The sequence below is a fragment of the Streptomyces sp. NPDC006365 genome (assembly GCF_042870755.1).
GTDB classification, from domain to species: Bacteria; Actinomycetota; Actinomycetes; order Streptomycetales; family Streptomycetaceae; genus Streptomyces; species Streptomyces xiangluensis.
In genome coordinates this window covers 1-15,099 of sequence record NZ_JBIAHS010000014.1, presented here as the reverse complement: position 1 = coordinate 15,099, position 15,099 = coordinate 1, and the positions used below count along the sequence as shown (strand labels likewise).

The window sequence follows — 15,099 nt, the reverse complement described above, 5'->3', positions numbered from 1 at the left end:
GCGCCGCGATGTCTCCACCGTGGATGTCCCCCTCGCGTGGGATTACCACTCTCCGGGTCGGTTTGAACACAGTCAACGCAAACGGACAAGCCGCCCGTAGTCGGTCATCACAAGGCCCGACTTTCGGTCAGAGGGGTCGTCCTGAAATAGTTCCCCCCGATGTTCGACATCCCTAGACTCCCTGTGATGGGGGTAACTCGGGGGACAACTCACGTGGGGCATGGAGTGCCGGAACTCGTACTGGAATTGAATGGACGGACCTGGACGCTCGATGCGTCCAGGCCATACGCCCTCGGACGCGATCCGCAGGGGGACATCGTGCTCGACGACGCCAGGGTGTCCTGGCGTCACGCCACGATCAGCTTCAACGGCCGCAGTTGGGTCATAGAGGACCACGGCAGCACCAACGGCACCTTTGTGCAGGGGCAGCGGATCCACCAGATGGAGATCGGTCCGGGTTCGTCCGTGCACCTCGGCAACGCGACCGACGGCCCGCGCGTGAACGTCTCGGGCGCCGCCGCATCCTCGGCCGCACCGCAGGCGCAGCCCCAGCAGCAGCCGTACGCCGCACAGGGCGCGGGAGCGGCCGGCTGGGCGGCCCAGCAGGCGCCACCGCAGCAGCAGTCCCCGCAACAGGGCTGGCAGCAGCCGCCACAGGTCCCGCAACAGGGCCCGTCGGACTCGTACGCGCAGAAGGTCCCCGGTGGTGTCGCGGGGGCGCCGCCGGTCTACGGCGACCGCAGCCCCACTACATTCCACCAGTTGGCCCTCGGTCGTGTGATGCGCATCGGCCGTGCGCTGGAGAACGAGCTGGTCGTCTCCGACCTGCAAGTCTCCCGCCACCACGCCGAGTTCCACGCGACGCCCGACGGCCGCTACGAGATCCGCGATCTCGGCTCGCACAACGGCACGTACGTCAACGGCATGCCGATCGCCAAGGGCGGCTCCGCGCTGCTCGGCCCGAACGACATCGTCGGTGTCGGCCACTCGACGTTCCGCCTGGTCGGCGACCGTCTCGAGGAGTTCGTCGACACCGGTGAGATCTCCTTCTCCGCCCGCCATCTGACGGTGACGGTCGACGGCGGCAAGCAGATCCTCAAGGACGTCTCCTTCGGTGTACCGGAGAAGTCGCTCATCGCGGTCATCGGCCCGTCCGGCTCCGGCAAGTCGACGCTCCTCAAGGCGCTCACGGGCTACCGCCCCGCCAACCAGGGCGACGTCCTCTACGACAACCGGAATCTCTACAAGCAGTTCGCCGAGCTGCGCCAGCGCATCGGTCTGGTCCCGCAGGACGACATCCTGCACAAGGAGCTGACCGTCAAGAAGGCGCTCAAGTACGCGGCCAAGCTGCGCTTCCCCGCGGACACCACGGGCGCGGAGCGCGAGGCCCGCATCGACGAGGTGCTGCGCGAACTCAAGCTGGACATTCACAAGGAGAAGAAGGTCACTTCGCTCTCCGGCGGCCAGCGCAAGCGCGTCTCGGTGGCCCTGGAGCTGCTCACCAAGCCGTCGCTGATCTTCCTGGACGAGCCGACCTCCGGCCTCGACCCGGGCATGGACCGCGACGTCATGCAGCTGCTGCGCGGCCTCGCCGACGACGGCCGTACGGTCCTGGTCGTCACGCACTCCGTGGCCGAACTGGCGATCTGCGACAAGCTGCTCGTGATGGCGCCCGGCGGCGCGGTCGCGTACTTCGGCCCGCCCGAGGAGGCCCTGAACTTCTTCGGCTACGACACCTGGGCCGATGTCTTCTCCGCCTTCGAGAACTACCGCGACTACGACTGGGCGGGCCGCTGGAAGGGCTCGCAGCACTACCAGATGTACGCCGCGGACATCGACGCCGTCGCCGCGCAGTCGACGCAGATGCCGTCCGTCCAGTCGATGCGTCCACCGAAGCCCCAGGGCTGGGGCTCGCAGTTGTTCACTCTGATCCGTCGCTATGTGTCGGTGATCGCGTCCGACAAGGGCTTCCTGGCGCTGACGGTGATCCTGCCGGCGGTGCTCGGCGCGGTGAGCCTGCTCATCGACCCGGACAAGACCCTGCTGGTCAACGAGAACCCGAAGACCGGCAGAATCATCCCGAACGGCACGGCCACCACCGTCCTGCTCATCCTCGCGGTCGGCGCGTGCTTCGCGGGCGCCGCCAACTCCGTCCGCGAGCTGATCAAGGAACGGGTCATCTACGAGCGGGAGCGGGCGACCGGCCTGTCGCGCTCCGCGTATCTGATGTCCAAGGTGATCGTCCTCGGCGTGATCACGGTGCTGCAGGGCGCCATGGTCGGCGCGATCGGCTTCTCCAGCCGGACGATCCCCGACGAGGCCCTGATCTTCGGCACCGGCAAGCTCGCCGTGATGCTCGAGCTCTCCATTCCGATCATGGCGCTCGGCTTCAGCTCAATGATGTTCGGCCTGGTCATCTCCTCGCTGGTGAAGACCTCCGAGAAGACGATGCCGCTGCTGGTGATGTTCGCGATCGTCCAGGTCGTGTTCACCGGCTGCCTTTTCATCCTGCACGGCACGCCCGGCGTCAACGAGTTCTCGTATCTGATGCCCTCGCGCTGGGCGGTCGCCGCCGCCGGTACCACGCTGGACTTCAACCGGATCAACCCGAACACGGACGACCCGGGCAGCACGGACCCGCTGTGGGAGCACACGGCCTCGGCCTGGGGCATGGACATGGCCGCGCTGATCGTCCTCGGCGTCATCTGCGGCTTCTTCGTGGCCCGCTTCCTGCGCCGCCATGAGCCCGAGGTCATGCGTAAGTAAGGGCTCTGGTGCAGTAACGAGTGCACGAACGAGGCGCGGCATCCCGTAGGGGATGCCGCGCCTCGCCGTCTGTACTGAGACCAGAGGTCCGCGCGGGACTCAGTACGGGACTCAGTACGCGCCGTTGACGTTGTCCATGGAGCCGTAGCGGTCGGCCGCGTAGTTGCAGGCGGCGGTGATGTTGGCGACCGGGTCGTAGATGTTCCAGGACGTGCCCGCGACGTGGTACGCCTGGAAGGTGGGCGGGATCACCTGCAGCAGGCCCTTGGACGGGACGCCGTTGATGGCGTTGATGTCCCAGTTGTTGATGGCCTTCGGGTCGCCCGAGGACTCACGCAGGATGTTGCGCTTGATGCCGTCGTACGAGCCCGGGATGCCGTGCTTCTTCATGACGTCGAGCGACTCACGGATCCAGCCGTCGAGGTTGTTGGGGTAGGTCTTCGCGACCGGCTTGGCCTTGGCGCGCTGGGCGGACCGGCTCGCGGCCTCCTTCGCCTTGCGCGCCTGCTCGGCCTGCTGCTTGGCGGCTTCCGCTGCGGCCTTCGCCTTGGCGTCTGCAGCGGCCTTCGCCTTGGCGTCCGCAGCTGCCTTCTTCGCGGCGGCCTCGGCGTCGGCCTTCTTCTTCTCGGCGGCGGCCTTGGCCTGCGCGAGGGCGTCGTTCAGCTGCTTCTCGACGCCGCCCTGCACGTCCTCGACCTGCCGGGAGCTGAAGGCCACCGAGGAGGCGGAGACGGACTCGGTGGTACTCGCCTCGGAGCCGTCGCCCGGTACGAGGGAGAGCGCAAGGGCCGCGGCACCGAGACCGGCAACACCGGCGATCCCGAGCTGACGTTTCTTGCCCAGCTTCTGCCTCGTGGCGTTCAGCTTCTGCCCGGTGTGGGTCAGCTTCGTCCTGGTCTGCTCGGTGAGCTCGGTCAGCTTGGCGAGGGTGGGGCGATGGCCGGAACCGTTGGTGTACTTGGGCATGGCTGAAGGACCTCTTCGAATAGCGCGGAGGTCGCTCTCGGGCCGGAGGGGACATTGCTCGTTCCGGCACAACGCCGCGGGCGAAAACCCGCGGCGTCGAGCGACGGCAGCCATTCTTAGCGGCCGCAAAATGCTGTGGCAAAGGTGTGACGTACGACCCTGGGTAGTGGACCCCTAAAGGGCAAAACGGGGCAGACTGGCACGTCTGCCCCGCTCGTATGGGGTGTTTGTACCTCCTAGCGTCCTTCGTACGTGATGTGCGCCCTATGTGCGGGGTCACATCGAGCGCATACCGGTCTCACCTGCAGTTGCTGACGCAATGCTCTGTGTGAGGGTTCTCGGACCTCTGCCGACCCTCAGACATCTCGGACGGCAGGACGAGGTGCATGTCGCCGAACTCGTGCCACAGGTAGCGGCCACACAAGGCCTCGTCGTAGCTGTGCCGGATCGCCGCCGGTCCCGCGATCGCCTCCAGCATCAGCAGATGCGAGGCCTCCGGTTCGTGCAGCCCGGTGAGGAGCCCGTCCGTCACCCGGACCCCGCGCTCCGGGGTCACCACGAGATCGGTCCAGCCCTCCGCTGCCCGTACCACCCCGTCGGGGCCGACCGCGGACTCCACGGCCCGCACGGCCGTCGTACCGACCGCGATGACCCGGCCGCCCTCCCGTCGCCCATCACCACCCTTCCAAGGAAGTGCTTCGCCCCTTGTTTGTTCTGCTCTCGCCGCGTTGATCAGCCGCGCGGACGCCTCGGGCACCGCGAACCGCTCCGGATACGGCGGCTCGTGCGCTTCCGCCGACGCGACTCCGGTGTGCAGCGTGACCGGGGCGAACTGCACGCCCCGGCTCACCAGCTCCGCCACCAGACGCGGCGTGAAGGGCCGGGCGGCACTCGGCATCTCCGCGCTGCCCGAACCGTCCGCGGACGGCAGCGCGAATACGCTCTGGTACACCGACAAGGGCTGGTCCCGCTCCGTGTAGGAGTACCGAATGGGCCGCCCGTGCCGCCGCAGTAACCCCGGTACGTCCGGTTCCGACACCCGCGCCCACCACAGCCGGGGGCTCCGCGTGGTGAAGGGCTCCTCCAGGACGAGTCGTACGTCATCGGGGAGGAGCACCTCTGTACCCGCGGGTCCTCCCGCACGCGCGCGCGTGGTGCCCCTTCCGTCGGGATCCCGCAGCTCAACGGCCCACCGCCCGTCCTCGCCCCGCGTGGAGAAATGCACCACCACGCGCGCGTGCCCGAGCCGGCCGTCCACCGCCGCCGCCAGTGTCGACGACGTGTTCACGACCAGCAGGTCCCCGGCCCGCAACAGCCCTGGCAACTCCACGAACGCGTGATGCGACACCTCCTCCGCCCCGTACGAGACAAGCAACCGCACCCCGTCCCGGTCGAGCCCGAGCCCTCGCTGCTCGACCGGAAGCCGGGCCAGCAACTCGTCCGGAACCTCCACAGCGGTCGTCATCGCGCCCCCACCAACGAGGGCGCCGCATAGCGGCCACTGGCCGGTCGCTCGTCGAGCAGCCGCAGAAACCCCGGGATGACGCTCGCCGGTGCCGGTCGAGGGTCCTCGTCGTCCGGAACGGCTGCCGCGTACAGATCCGTGTTCATGTCGCCCGGATCGACCGCCCAGACCCGCAGCCCGGGCTCCTCCTCGGCGAGCACCGCCGAGACATGGTCGAGGGCCGCCTTCGACGCCCCGTAGCCGCCCCAGGTCTCGTACGCCTCGGCCGCCGCGTCCGAGCTGATGTCGATGACCGTGCCCGCCGCCGAGGCCCGCAGCAGCGGCAGCGCCTCCTGGATGAGGCCGAGCGCCGCGACCACGTTGACCTCCAGCGCCCGCCTCAGGCCGTCCAGCGCCAGGTTCTCCAGGCGTACGAGGGGTTCGGCGCCGAGCGCGCTCGCGTTGTTCACCAGCAGATCGACACCACCGAGCCGCTGTGCCGCCGCCACCAGCGCGGCACGGTGCGCCGCATCCGTGACGTCCCCGGGCAGCGCCTCCACCCGTTTCCCGTGCTTGCCGAGCGCCGCGGCCGCCTCCTGGAGCACCTCCGGCGTCCTGGCGTCGAGCACCAGATCCCAGCCGCGCTCCGCCAGGGCTTCGGCGAGCGCCCGCCCCAGCCCTTTCGAAGCCCCCGTGATGATCGCTACCGGCATGCCAACCGTCCCCTCGTCCCACATCACCGCCATTCCCGGCGGCTGCCTTCAACGTAGAAACGGGGCCACCCCCGCCGCCTCGGACGGGAGCCGCAATGATCCGGGGCCCTTTGCCCTAGGCCCACCGCCCTAGTCAGGGGCCGCCACAGGTCCGATACGGGCTGTCACACCCGGCGGGTACGTTGAGGTCATGAGTCAAGGACCCCGGTCGGGCCTGGCCGCGGTGAGTTCCGCGCTGCTGGCCATGAGCAGGCATCTCGAGGTGCGCGACGTCCTCAAGACGATCGTCGCCTCGGCCCGCGAGCTGCTCGACGCCGAGTACGCGGCGCTCGGTGTCCCCGACGACCACGGCGGCTTCGCCCAGTTCGTGGTGGACGGCGTGAGCGATGCTCAGTGGAAGGCCATCGGCCCGCTGCCGCGCCAGCACGGCATCCTGGCATCGATGCTCCATGAGGCCAGGCCCGAGCGCCTCGCCGACGTGCGCAAGGACCCCCGCTTCGAGGGCTGGCCGAGCGCCCACCCGGAGCTCGCCGACTTCCTGGGCCTGCCCATCCGCGACGGCGACGAGGTCATGGGCATCCTCTTCCTCGCCAACAAGCAGTGCCCGAAACCGGAGGGCGGTTGCGGCTTCACCGAGGAGGACGAAGAGCTCCTGGCGATCCTCGCCCAGCACGCCGCGATAGCGCTGACCAACGCCCGCCTGTACGAGCGCAGCCGCGAGCTCACCATCGCCGAGGAGCGTTCCCGCCTCGCCCATGAACTGCACGACGCCGTCAGCCAGAAGCTGTTCTCCCTGCGCCTGACCGCCCAGGCCGCGGCCACCCTGGTCGACCGTGACCCGGGCCGCGCCAAGGGCGAACTCCAGCAGGTGGCCGCGCTCGCCGCGGAGGCCGCCGACGAACTGCGCGCCGCCGTCATCGAGTTGCGCCCCGCGGCCCTCGACGAGGACGGCCTGGTGGCCACGCTGCGCACCCAGATCCAGGTCCTCGACCGCGCCCACGCCGCACGCGTGACCTTCACCGGCCGACGCGTACGCGCCCTGCCCTCGGCCCAGGAAGAGGCGATACTGCGCGTCGCCCAGGAGGCCCTGCACAACGCGCTGCGGCACTCCGGAGCGGCCCACGTCGATGTCACCCTCGACAGGTGGGGCCCGGGAGCGGCCCTGCGGGTCACCGACGACGGCAGCGGCTTCGACCCCCAGGCGATACGGCGCGCGGGACGGCACCTGGGCCTGGTGTCCATGCGCGACAGGGCGAGCGGAGTCGGCGGCCGTCTGACCGTGGAATCGGCGCCCGGAAAAGGCACCACGATCGAGATGGAGGTCCCCGGTGGCTGACGCAATCAAGGTGCTGCTCGTCGACGACCACCAAGTGGTCCGCCGCGGACTGCGCACCTTTCTGGAGATACAGGACGACATCGAGGTCGTGGGAGAGGCGTCCGACGGCGCCGAAGGGGTGGACCGAGCCGAGGAGTTGAAGCCCGACGTCGTTCTCATGGACGTCAAGATGCCGGGCATGGACGGCGTCGCGGCCCTGCGCAGGCTGCGCGAACTCGACAACCCCGCGCGCGTGCTCATCATCACCAGCTTCACCGAGCAGCGCACAGTCGTCCCGGCCCTGCGCGCCGGCGCCGCCGGATACGTCTACAAGGACGTGGACCCCGACGCCCTGGCCGGAGCCATCCGCTCCGTCCACGCGGGACACATACTTCTGCAACCCGAGGTCGCCGACGCGCTGCTGTCCCAGGAGGACTCCAACCTCGGCCAGGGGAGAGGCGGTTCACTCACCGAGCGGGAGCGGGAGGTGCTCGGCCTGATCGCCGACGGCCGCTCCAACCGCGAGATAGCCCGCGCCCTCGTCCTCTCCGAGAAGACGGTCAAGACGCACGTCTCGAACATCCTGATGAAACTCGACCTCGCCGACCGCACCCAGGCCGCCCTGTGGGCGGTACGCCATGGGGTGACCGGCTGATCCCGGCTCCGGCACGCTTACTTGACGACTCCCTGACGACAATATGGAGGGTTCCGTTCCGGGCTGAGATTCATACCGTCGTGGGAATGTCACCCAGATGGCGCATCCTCCGGGGATCCGACGCGTTCTCCAGTGCGTGCTGCGGCACCTGCCGCAGTGACCACAAGGAGGGCTTGAGAAAAGTGAAGAACCTGAAGAAGGCCGCAGCCGTCACGATGATGGCCGGCGGCCTGGTTGCCGCCGGTGCCGGCTTCGCGTCCGCCACCGATGCGCACGCCTCCGGCCAGGCCGTGGGCTCGCCGGGCATCGCCTCGGGCAACCTCGTCCAGGCCCCGGTCGACGTCGACGTGAACGCGGTCGGCAACACCGCGAACGTCATCGGCATCCTGAACCCGGCGTTCGGCAACGAGGGCTTCAACGGCTGACGCCCTCCCGGGTCATCAGTGACCACCGGCCTCTCAGGTACCTCTGGGGGGCCGGTCCGCGTTGGCCTCCGGCCTTCGGGGCGAGCGGCCTTGGCGAAGTCCGGTGCGCTACCGCGCCCCCAAGGGGCGCGGGGCTGTCCGAGGTGCGGCTCCGCGTGGGCGCAACCAGCGCCCCGGAAAGGGCGCGGGGCTGTATCGATATGCGGCTCCGCCGCGTGGGCGCGACCAGCCACAACGAACGCGCAGCGTCGAACCGCCCCCCAGCGGAGCGCTACCGCTCGCGTTCCTCCACGAACGCGTTGTACGCCGCCACCTGCGCCCGCCTGGCCGTGCGCTCGACCGGCCGCAGGGCCTCGGAGCGCGCCGCCATCTCCGAGGCGCTCACCGCTCCGCCGTGGCCGTTCTCGTACGCCACCGAGATGAGCAGCCCGACGCGCTGAGCCAGCTCCAACACCCGTACCGCACGCGGCGGATAGCCGGGAGCCAGCACCTCACCGCCCTTCTCGGCCCTCGCCCGGTACGCGTCGATCGCCGCCTCCGCGACCGGACCCGAAGCGGCCACATCGAGCCGCGACAGCATGTCGGTGGCCTCGCGCAGCGCCTCCGCGAGCTCCCGCTCGGCCTCGCCGAGGGACGGTACATCGGCAGGCGGCGCTTCCCGCACCGCCAGGCAGTGCCAGACGACCTCCACATGTACGTCGCCTTCAGGGCCGGCCTCGAACACCTCGGGCACCAGCCCCAGCGCGGCGCCGTGACAGATGACCGCCTCCTCCGCGTCCAGCGCCCGAGCATTGAATTCCGGCGGCCCGCTCAGCCCGAGCGGATGTCCCGGCGCGGGCAGCGCGACCCGAAGACCGGTCACCCCGAACCCGCGCAGCCGCCCCAGCGCGAGCGTGAGCCCCACGGGCCCCGTCTCGCCGGGCAGCCCCTCGACCCGGTGCACGGCGTCCTCACCGACGACGGCGAGGACCGCGTCGTCCGGGGAAACAAACCCGGCCAACAGGGCATTTCCCCATGCGGCCAGCCGTCCTGAGCGTGGTTCCGAGAGCATGCCCCCACCCTAAGGACCGGCCGATGGAAAGGTGCGGGGGGCCGGTGGCGTAGGTTTTCCCTGGGGGCTGCGTCCACAGACGTAAGCGACGGTCGAGACTGCAATGGGAGACAGCGCGCTCATGAGCGATGTTCTGGAGCTGGAGGACGTATCCGTGGTCCGGGAGGGCCGGGCTCTGGTGGACCAGGTCTCCTGGTCGGTCAAAGAAGGAGAGCGCTGGGTCATCCTCGGTCCGAATGGTGCCGGAAAAACGACCCTTCTGAACATCGCGTCCAGCTATCTCTTCCCCAGCAGTGGCACCGCCACCATCCTCGGCGACACCCTCGGCAAGGTCGACGTCTTCGAACTGCGCCCCCGCATCGGCATGGCCGGCATCGCCATGGCGGAGAAGCTCCCCAAGCGCCAGACGGTCCTGCAGACCGTGCTGACCGCCGCGTACGGCATGACCGCCGGCTGGCACGAGGACTACGAGGACATCGACCAGCAGCGCGCCCGTGCCTTCCTCGACCGTCTCGGCATGAGTGACTACCTGGACCGCAAGTTCGGCACGCTCTCCGAGGGCGAACGCAAGCGCACCATGATCGCCCGCGCCCTGATGACCGACCCCGAGCTGCTGCTCCTCGACGAGCCCGCCGCGGGCCTCGACCTCGGTGGCCGCGAGGATCTCGTACGTCGTCTCGGCCGTCTCGCCCGCGACCCGATCGCCCCCTCGATGATCATGGTCACGCACCATGTCGAGGAGATCGCACCGGGCTTCACCCACGTGCTGATGATCCGTCAGGGCAAGGTGCTCGCCGCCGGCCCGCTGGAGCTCGAACTCACCTCCCGCAACCTGTCGTTGTGCTTCGGCCTCCCGCTCGTCGTCGAGCAGGTCGGCGACCGCTGGACGGCGCAGGGCCTGCCCCTGTCCTGACGAGCTCGAACATCTGTGCCAAGTTGATCGGCGCCCTGTCGGCGAGCCGACCTGCGGTCCTACCATGACCACGTGGACGACATCGACGCATGGGTGTGGTGGTTGATCGGCGCGGCCGGGCTCGGAATCCCGCTCGTCGTGACCGCGATGCCGGAGTTCGGAATGTTCGCCGTCGGCGCTGTGGCCGGCGCCCTGACCGCGGGACTCGGGGGCGGTGTGGTTCTCCAGGTCCTGGTCTTCGTCGCGGTCTCGGTCGCGCTACTCGCCGTCGTACGCCCCATCGCGGCCCGACATCGTGCCCAGATGCCCCAACTGGCCACGGGCGTAGACGCGTTGAAGGGCAAGCAGGCAGTCGTCCTGGAGCGGGTCGACCGCTCCGGAGGGCGGGTCAAGCTCGGCGGAGAAGTCTGGTCCGCGCGTGCCCTCGACACCGGCCGGACCTATGAAGTCGGCCAGGAGGTCGATGTCGTGGACATCGAAGGTGCCACGGCGATCGTCATGTGAAGTCACGCGAAGTCGCATGACCGGAACGCTGCACGTGGAGAGTTGTGGTCTGACACACTCGTCCAGCAAGATCTTCAACAATCACAAGATCTTCCGGAACGCCGAGGCGGAGAAGGGTACGGGGAGCCACGATGGAACCGATCATCATCGTCCTGATCATTCTGGTGGTGTTGGTCTTCATCGCGCTGATCAAAACCATCCAAGTCATCCCACAGGCCAGCGCCGCCATCGTCGAGCGCTTCGGCCGCTACACGCGCACTCTCAACGCGGGCCTGAACATCGTCGTCCCGTTCATCGACTCCATCCGCAACCGCATCGACCTCCGCGAGCAGGTCGTCCCCTTCCCACCGCAACCGGTGATCACCCAGGACAACCTGGTCGTCAACATCGACACGGTCATCTATTACCAGGTCACCGACGCCCGCGCGGCCACGTACGAAGTCGCCAGCTACATCCAGGCCATCGAGCAGCTCACCGTCACGACCCTCCGGAACATCATCGGCGGCATGGACCTGGAGCGAACGCTGACCTCCCGCGAGGAGATCAACGCGGCGCTGCGCGGCGTCCTCGACGAGGCCACCGGCAAATGGGGCATCCGCGTCAACCGCGTTGAGCTCAAGGCCATCGAGCCGCCCACCTCCATCCAGGACTCGATGGAGAAGCAGATGCGCGCCGACCGTGACAAGCGCGCCGCGATCCTCACCGCCGAAGGTATCCGCCAGTCGCAGATCCTCACCGCCGAAGGTGAGAAGCAGTCCGCGATCCTGCGTGCCGAAGGTGAGGCCAGGGCCGCCGCACTGCGCGCCGAGGGCGAGGCCCAGGCGATCCGTACGGTCTTCGAGTCCATCCACGCCGGTGACGCGGACCAGAAGCTCCTCGCCTACCAGTACCTCCAGATGCTTCCGAAGATCGCCGAGGGCGATGCCAACAAGCTCTGGATCGTCCCCAGCGAAATCGGCGATGCCCTCAAGGGACTGAGCGGCGCCATGGGCAACTTCGGCCCGATGGGCGGCAACTCGTCCGGCGGAGGCACAGAGCGTCTCGAGAAGCCAACGGTCACCGACTGACGTCGTAGGCAGTCGTACGCATGTGAAGGGGCCCACCTCCCTCAGGAGGCGGGCCCCAGTCACGTACGCCCTATGCGGCCGGCTGAGCCAGCCACTCCGGCAGCGCGTCGAACTCGTCCCGGCCCAGCGCCAGCAGCATCGCGTCCGCCGGCGTCGGCTCGAACGGCTGCCGCAGCAGCGGCATACCCGCCTGCTCCGGAGTCCGGTTCGCCTTGCGGTGGTTGTCCTCCGCACACGAGGCCACGGTGTTCAGCCAGGAGTCCGTACCCCCCTGCGCCCGCGGCACCACATGGTCCACGGTCGTCGCCCGCCTGCCGCAGTACGCACACCTGTGCCGGTCGCGCACCAGAACACCCCGCCTGGACCAAGGAGCTTGTCTTCGAAAGGGCACCCTCACATAGCGGCACAGCCTGATCACCCGCGGCGCCGGTATGTCGACCACGGCTCCGCGCATACGCAGTTCGGGGTGGGCCTGCTCGACGACAGCCTTGTCCTGCAGCACCAGAACGACGGCTCGATTCAACGTCACCGTCGACAGTGGCTCGAAGCTCGCGTTCAGCACCAGCGTGTCCCGCATCCAGCCCACCTCCTATGCGCACCGGCCCACCTCCTGGCGGGCTTGGATCAACTCTGGCCGGGCACGCCGAGATGGACAACGCAATAAAAAATGCCCGCCTCTGATCAATTCCAAGACCAGAGGCGGGCAAACGTTCCGTGAACGCTCAGCCCTCCGCGGGCGCCGCGTACTCGGCGATGAGCTGCGCCCTCGCCAGCGTATGGAAACGCAAGTTGAAGCCCACGAAAGCCGGGGATGCGTCCGCGTCAGGACCCAGCTTCTCCTGATCCACGGCGTACACGGTGAAGACGTATCGGTGTGCCGGGTCTCCGGGCGGCGGCGCGGCTCCACCGAAGTCCTTCGTCCCGTAGTCGTTACGCGCCTGCACCGCGCCTTCCGGCAACCCCTCGAACTTGGCGCTGCCCGCACCCACCGGCAGCTCGGTGACCGAGGCCGGGATGTCGAACACGACCCAGTGCCAGAACCCGCTCCCCGTAGGGGCATCGGGGTCGAAGCACGTCACGGCGAAGCTCTTGGTCTCCGGCGGGAAGCCCTCCCAGCGCAGCTGCGGCGAGGTGTTCCCGGCCGCGTAGACCTGAGCGTCCTTCAGCACCGCGCCCGCCTCGACATCCTCGCTCGTCACCGCGAACGACGGCACGGTCGGATGGAAGTCATGGGGAAGCGGCGGCCTCTTGGACTCGGTCACCTCGGCACCTCCTGATCGGTTCTGCTCGATGGAGTCTTTCGTCCCTGAGCCTAGAACCAGTTCCGGCGGCTACCGACCTCGGACAGCCACTGGTTGAGGTACGCCGCCCAGTCGGTCCCCTGGAAGTCGTTCAGCCCCACCTTGAACGACCGGAACGTGTCGCTGCTCTCGCTGAACAGACCCGGCTTCTTGTCCATCTCCAGGATGACGTCCATCTCGCGCTCATCGGCGACGAAGCTCAACTCGACCTGGTTGAGACCGCGGTACTGCTGCGGCGGGAAGAACTCGATCTCCTGGTAGAACGGCAGCTTCTGCCGCGTACCCCGGATGTGCCCACGCTCCATGTCCGCGCTCTTGAACCGGAAGCCCAGCTGAATGAAGGCGTCCAGAATCGCCTGCTGCGCCGGCAGCGGATGCACACTGATCGGGTCCAGGTCACCGGAGTCCACGGCGCGCGCGATCTCGAGCTCAGTGGTCACACCGATGTTCATCCCGCGCAGCGGCTGACCGGCGATGGTCGTGATAGGCGTCTCCCACGGGATCTCAAGCCCGAACGGCACCGCGTGCACCGCGTTCGCCTGCAGCTCGAAGGCACCCCCGAGCCGCATCTTCGTGAACTCCATGTTCTGCTGGAGCTCCTGGTCGTTCTGTCCCTCCACCTCGACCCGGGCCTGAAGCCCCACGGAGAGTCCCTCGATCTCCTGCTTCACGGACCCGCCCTGGATCCGCACCTCACCCTGAACGACGCCGCCGGGAACGACATTCACCTCGGTCAGTTCCGTCTCGACCGAAGCCCCACCGGCCCCAAGGCTCGCAAGCAGCCGCTTGAACCCCATGTCTTTTCCTCCTCAGGCAACGCCTGTCTCTGTCCGGTTCCTTGATCCCTACACACGCGATCCGGACGTGTCCGGTTCCGCGCCCTTTCACCCTGGCAAGGCGGCACTTCCCTGGCCACCCCGCTCAGCGTCACACGTTTCCACTACGCTCGTACGCCATGATCGCGGCCCCCGACCGTACGCCCCTGCCCCGGGAGTTCTTCGACCGCCCTGTCCTGGACGTCGCCCCCGATCTCCTGGGACGCATCCTCGTGCGCACCACCCCGGACGGACCGATCGCGCTCCGCCTCACGGAGGTCGAGGCCTACGACGGCCCGAACGATCCTGGCTCCCATGCGTATAGGGGCCGCACCGCCCGCAATGACGTGATGTTCGGTCCGCCCGGTCATGTGTACGTCTACTTCACCTATGGCATGTGGCACTGCATGAACCTGGTGTGCGGTCCGGAAGGCAGGGCAAGCGCAGTCCTGCTCCGCGCCGGAGAGATCACCGAGGGTGTGGAACTCGCACGCAAACGTCGACTTTCGGCCCGATACGACAAGGAACTGGCCAAAGGGCCCGCCCGCCTGGCCACGGCTCTGGGCGTCGGCAGAGCCCTGGACGGCACGGACGCCTGCGCCGCCGAGGGCTCCCCATTGACGCTTCTCACCGGCATACCCGTACACCCCGACCAGGTGCGCAACGGTCCACGCACCGGCGTGGCCGGCGCCGGAGGCGTCCACCCCTGGCGCTTCTGGATCGCCGACGACCCGACGGTGAGCCCATATCGGGCCCATACGCCCCGTCGCCGCCGAACTTGACGCGCCTGTGGGCGATCCGTAATGTAGCCCGAGCCGCTTGAACCGGGTACGGCGTTCAGCCAGCAGCCGGAAGCGGCCAACCCACTACCTACGACTTCCTCTCAGCGAGGGTGAGTTCGGCACGCCTGCGTGCCGTAATTCGAACTCGCGGGACTCGATTATGAGTTGCCGGGGAGGATCGGTTAACGTAGTAAATGTCGAAAGGCCGCGAGGGAGACCTTGGAGCCTAATGGCAAATCCCCTCCGACGGGGAATCGGATCCGAAAAGGTCTGGTAACGTTGGAAACACCGAAGGGAAGCCCGGAGGAAAGCCCGCGAGGGTGAGTACAAAGGAAGCGTCCGTTCCTTGAGAACTCAACAGCGTGCCAAAAATCAACGCCAG

The 15,099-nt window shown here is 68.2% G+C and carries 15 protein-coding genes; 8 read left to right on the top strand and 7 right to left on the bottom strand.

What is annotated here, in order from left to right; genetic code table 11:
• Positions 1-225: 225 nt before the first annotated feature.
• The gene (locus ACFYO0_RS31185) at positions 226-2,766 is read left to right on the top strand and encodes an FHA domain-containing protein (protein ID WP_388683153.1); all 2,541 of its coding nucleotides are present in this window, start codon (positions 226-228) and stop codon (positions 2,764-2,766) included.
• Between the two features lie 111 nt (positions 2,767-2,877).
• Here ACFYO0_RS31185 and ACFYO0_RS31180 read toward each other — a convergent pair whose 3' ends face one another.
• The 3 genes from ACFYO0_RS31180 to ACFYO0_RS31170 form a co-directional block, all read right to left on the bottom strand.
• Positions 2,878-3,732 (bottom strand): transglycosylase SLT domain-containing protein, encoded by an 855-nt coding sequence (locus ACFYO0_RS31180; RefSeq protein WP_388682741.1) that lies wholly within the window; start codon positions 3,730-3,732, stop codon positions 2,878-2,880.
• 298 nt (positions 3,733-4,030) lie between these two features.
• Positions 4,031-5,197, bottom strand: a complete 1,167-nt coding sequence (locus ACFYO0_RS31175; protein WP_388682740.1) for an S-adenosylmethionine:tRNA ribosyltransferase-isomerase — start codon at positions 5,195-5,197, stop codon at positions 4,031-4,033.
• On the bottom strand, positions 5,194-5,889 hold the full coding sequence (locus tag ACFYO0_RS31170) for an SDR family NAD(P)-dependent oxidoreductase (RefSeq protein ID WP_388682737.1): 696 nt from the start codon (positions 5,887-5,889) through the stop codon (positions 5,194-5,196). The genes ACFYO0_RS31175 and ACFYO0_RS31170 overlap by 4 nt, the downstream gene beginning before the upstream one ends.
• A 190-nt stretch (positions 5,890-6,079) precedes the next feature.
• On the opposite strand from ACFYO0_RS31170, the gene ACFYO0_RS31165 reads away from it, so the two are divergent.
• From ACFYO0_RS31165 to ACFYO0_RS31155, 3 genes are all read left to right on the top strand, one after another.
• Positions 6,080-7,225, top strand: a complete 1,146-nt coding sequence (locus ACFYO0_RS31165) for a GAF domain-containing sensor histidine kinase (RefSeq protein WP_388682736.1) — start codon at positions 6,080-6,082, stop codon at positions 7,223-7,225.
• Entirely contained in the window at positions 7,218-7,859 is a 642-nt protein-coding gene (locus tag ACFYO0_RS31160) for a response regulator (RefSeq protein ID WP_388682733.1), read from the top strand. The genes ACFYO0_RS31165 and ACFYO0_RS31160 overlap by 8 nt, the downstream gene beginning before the upstream one ends.
• A gap of 182 nt (positions 7,860-8,041) precedes the next feature.
• The gene (locus ACFYO0_RS31155; protein WP_388682731.1) at positions 8,042-8,284 is read left to right on the top strand and encodes a chaplin; all 243 of its coding nucleotides are present in this window, start codon (positions 8,042-8,044) and stop codon (positions 8,282-8,284) included.
• Positions 8,285-8,555: 271 nt separating this feature from the next.
• Here ACFYO0_RS31155 and ACFYO0_RS31150 read toward each other — a convergent pair whose 3' ends face one another.
• Positions 8,556-9,335 (bottom strand): hypothetical protein, encoded by a 780-nt coding sequence (locus tag ACFYO0_RS31150; RefSeq protein ID WP_388682730.1) that lies wholly within the window; start codon positions 9,333-9,335, stop codon positions 8,556-8,558.
• A gap of 121 nt (positions 9,336-9,456) precedes the next feature.
• Here ACFYO0_RS31150 and ACFYO0_RS31145 point away from each other — a divergent pair, with 121 nt between their 5' ends.
• The 3 genes from ACFYO0_RS31145 to ACFYO0_RS31135 all read left to right on the top strand — a co-directional run bounded on the left by ACFYO0_RS31145 (position 9,457) and on the right by ACFYO0_RS31135 (position 11,819).
• The gene (locus tag ACFYO0_RS31145) at positions 9,457-10,248 is read left to right on the top strand and encodes an ABC transporter ATP-binding protein (protein ID WP_388682728.1); all 792 of its coding nucleotides are present in this window, start codon (positions 9,457-9,459) and stop codon (positions 10,246-10,248) included.
• Between the two features lie 72 nt (positions 10,249-10,320).
• Positions 10,321-10,752 (top strand): NfeD family protein, encoded by a 432-nt coding sequence (locus ACFYO0_RS31140; protein WP_388682725.1) that lies wholly within the window; start codon positions 10,321-10,323, stop codon positions 10,750-10,752.
• 131 nt (positions 10,753-10,883) lie between these two features.
• Positions 10,884-11,819, top strand: coding sequence for an SPFH domain-containing protein (locus tag ACFYO0_RS31135; RefSeq protein WP_386345381.1), 936 nt, complete (start codon positions 10,884-10,886; stop codon positions 11,817-11,819).
• 70 nt (positions 11,820-11,889) lie between these two features.
• On the opposite strand, the gene ACFYO0_RS31130 is transcribed toward ACFYO0_RS31135, so the two are convergent.
• From ACFYO0_RS31130 to ACFYO0_RS31120, 3 genes are all read right to left on the bottom strand, one after another.
• Complete coding sequence (locus ACFYO0_RS31130; protein WP_165343612.1) at positions 11,890-12,396, bottom strand: HNH endonuclease; 507 nt, start codon at positions 12,394-12,396, stop codon at positions 11,890-11,892.
• A gap of 145 nt (positions 12,397-12,541) precedes the next feature.
• The gene (locus ACFYO0_RS31125) at positions 12,542-13,081 is read right to left on the bottom strand and encodes a YbhB/YbcL family Raf kinase inhibitor-like protein (protein WP_388682722.1); all 540 of its coding nucleotides are present in this window, start codon (positions 13,079-13,081) and stop codon (positions 12,542-12,544) included.
• Positions 13,082-13,131: 50 nt separating this feature from the next.
• Positions 13,132-13,917 (bottom strand): sporulation protein, encoded by a 786-nt coding sequence (locus ACFYO0_RS31120; RefSeq protein WP_388682720.1) that lies wholly within the window; start codon positions 13,915-13,917, stop codon positions 13,132-13,134.
• Between the two features lie 158 nt (positions 13,918-14,075).
• Between ACFYO0_RS31120 and ACFYO0_RS31115 the strand changes: the two genes are divergently transcribed.
• On the top strand, positions 14,076-14,717 hold the full coding sequence (locus tag ACFYO0_RS31115) for a DNA-3-methyladenine glycosylase (RefSeq protein ID WP_388682718.1): 642 nt from the start codon (positions 14,076-14,078) through the stop codon (positions 14,715-14,717).
• Positions 14,718-15,099 lie beyond the last annotated feature (382 nt).